Raw genomic sequence first — 2,643 nt, 5'->3', positions numbered from 1 at the left:
GCCCTACACGCTCTGCTCAACAAGCACGAGCCGGCCGCGGCGTTTGGCTGGATCGCCGTATCCCTGCTCTTCCCCATCGTGGGGCCGCTGCTCTACTTCCTGCTCGGCATAAACCGCATTCACCTGCGGGCAAGGGCGTTGCGCTCCGAGCAGAAACCGCTCGCTCACGGCTCCGCCGCACTCGAGCGTAGCGGGCGGGTGCAGCCTGAATTCTCGCAACAGGCTCGGATTTCCAGCGCGGTCACCGGGTTGCCGCTGATACCGGGCAACCGCGTCGAGTCGCTGCACAACGGCGAGAGCGCCTACCCGGCAATGCTGAGCGCCATCGAGCACGCCCAGCGAACGGTTTTCCTCTCCACCTATATTTTCGACAGCAACCCGACCGGCCGGCAATTTGCGGACGCCCTCGTGCAGGCCCAGGCGCGCGGCGTCGATGTCCGCGTCCTACTCGACGGCGCCGGCGAGTGGTACTCGATTCCCCGCATCCGCCCCATCTTGCGTCGCCGCGGCGTCCGTGTTGCGGTCTTCCTGCCGCCGCGACTGCTCCCCCCGCGATTGCTGCTCAATCTGCGCAACCACCGCAAGATCCTCTCCGTGGACGGTGACATCGCCTTCATCGGCGGGATGAACATCGGTGACCGCCACCTGATTCACCGCCACGACGGCCGACGCGGCATCACAGACATGCATTTTCGTATCGAAGGGCCCGTGGGCCGCCAAATCGAATCGGTCTTCCTCAGCGACTGGTTGTTCACCACCGGCGATCAGAGCTCGCCGCAGCATCCACCGCCCGGCACGCCGGGCAACGCCTTCTGCCGGGCGATCATCGACGGCCCCAATGAGAGCCTCAATCGGCTGTCCATGGTGCTCGTCGGCGCCATCGCCGCCGCCCGACACCATATCGCCATCATGACGCCCTACTTCCTGCCGCCGCGGGAACTGATCGCCGCATTGCAGGCCGCCGCGATTCGCGGGATCCGGGTGGACATCGTATTGCCGGGGCGTAACAACCTGTACTTCATGCACTGGGCGACGCGCAACATGCTCTGGCAGCTCATCAAGTGGGGTGTCCATATCTATTACCGCCCCCCGCCGTTCAGCCACGCCAAGCTGTTCGTGGTCGATCAGCACTACGCTCAGGTCGGCTCGGCCAACCTGGACCCGCGCAGCCTGTATCTGAATTTCGAGCTGGTGGCGGAAGTCTACGACCCGGCCGTTGCCGGCGGGCTGGCCCATCACATCGACCAGGTCCGGCTGGGCAGCAACGAAGTGACGCTGCGGGAACTCAATGAACGCTCATATGCAGCGCGTGTACGGGACGCGTTCTGCTGGCTGTTCATGCCCCATCTGTGATTCCGAGCAGGCGGATTGAAAATGCGTCGGGCAGGATTCATGGCAGCTCAAGCGTCACCCGCCCCGTAAACCGGTGCCCCGCCGGCGCGCGCGAACTTCAGCATCCGTCCCAGTGAAACCCTGGCCCGCGCGGCGATGGCCGGCTCGACGACGATCTCATTGTCCAGGCGTTCCAACGCACCCGCGAGCTTGCGCAGCCCGTTCATCGCCATCCAGGGACAATGCGCGCAGCTCTGACAGGTCGCACTCTTGCCCGCGGTCGGCGCCTCCAGCAGGAGCTTTCCCGGCGCCGCCTCGCGCATCTTGTGAAAGATGCCGTTGTCGGTCGCGACGATGAACACCTTCTCCGGCATCTCCGCAACCGCCTTGTGCAGCGCCGAGGTCGAGCCGACCCGGTCGGCCTGCGCGATCACGGCGGCCGGTGATTCCGGATGCGCCAGCACTCGCGCTTGTGGGTATTGCGCCCGCAGCTGCTGCAAGTCCCGACCCTTGAACTCCTCGTGAACGATGCAGGCTCCGTTCCAGAGCAGCATGTCCGCCCCGGTCTGGCTGCGAATGTACTCACCCAAGTGCCGATCCGGCGCCCAGAGGATTTTTTCTCCGCGCGCGTGCAGGTGGCGCACCACATCGACGGCAATGCTCGAGGTCACCACCCAGTCCGCGCGCGCCTTGACCGCAGCGCTGGTGTTGGCATACACGACCACCGTGCGCTCGGGATGCTGGCTGCAGAAGTCGGCGAAGACATCGGGCGGGCACCCGATGTCGAGCGAGCAGGTGGCCGACAGCTCCGGCATGATCACCCGCTTCTCCGGGGTCAGAATCTTGGCCGTCTCCCCCATGAAGCGAACGCCCGCCACTACCAGTGTAGTGGCCGAGTGTTCCGCGCCGAATCGCGCCATATCGAGGGAATCCGAGACGTGCCCGCCACTCGCATCGGCGAGCCTCTGAATATCGGGCGCCGTGTAGTAATGGGCAACCAGCACCGCATCGCGCTCGCGCAGCAAACGAAGGATGCGCTCCCGCAGCGCCTCGCGCTCACCCGAAACAAGGCCTTCATCGGCCTCGAAGGCGCGCTCGCGGAAAAAACGCACCGTCTGCTCCCCTGGCATCGCCTGCGGGTGTGTCATAACGCTTCCACCTCCATCGCGATCCGGCTTAAGCGCTGGAGCGCGGGCCTATTTAATGAACTGCACCCGGTGGGGCTGCCTGCGGCGATACAGTCGGGCTGGCCGGTGACCACCGCCTTGAAACATCTCATCGGTTGCCTCGATGCAACCCAATGCCTGAAAC

Annotated in this window: 2 protein-coding genes; one reads left to right on the top strand and one right to left on the bottom strand. The window is 65.1% G+C overall.

Annotated features, from left to right (window positions below; all coding sequences use genetic code 11):
* Positions 1-1,353 (top strand): phospholipase D-like domain-containing protein (locus tag AC52Q4_RS16610; RefSeq protein ID WP_495537908.1); only part of this gene is annotated, 1,353 nt, incomplete at its 5' end.
* Positions 1,354-1,400: 47 nt separating this feature from the next.
* Here AC52Q4_RS16610 and nadA read toward each other — a convergent pair.
* Positions 1,401-2,480: a quinolinate synthase NadA gene (gene nadA / locus AC52Q4_RS16605; protein ID WP_495537907.1), complete on the bottom strand. Its 1,080-nt coding sequence runs from the start codon at positions 2,478-2,480 to the stop codon at positions 1,401-1,403.
* Between the last annotated feature and the right edge of the window lie 163 nt (positions 2,481-2,643).

The sequence above is a fragment of the Nitrococcus sp. genome (assembly GCF_059432795.1).
The sequence above is the reverse complement of the archived record's forward strand: the minus strand, read 5'-3'. Positions and strand labels throughout refer to the sequence as shown.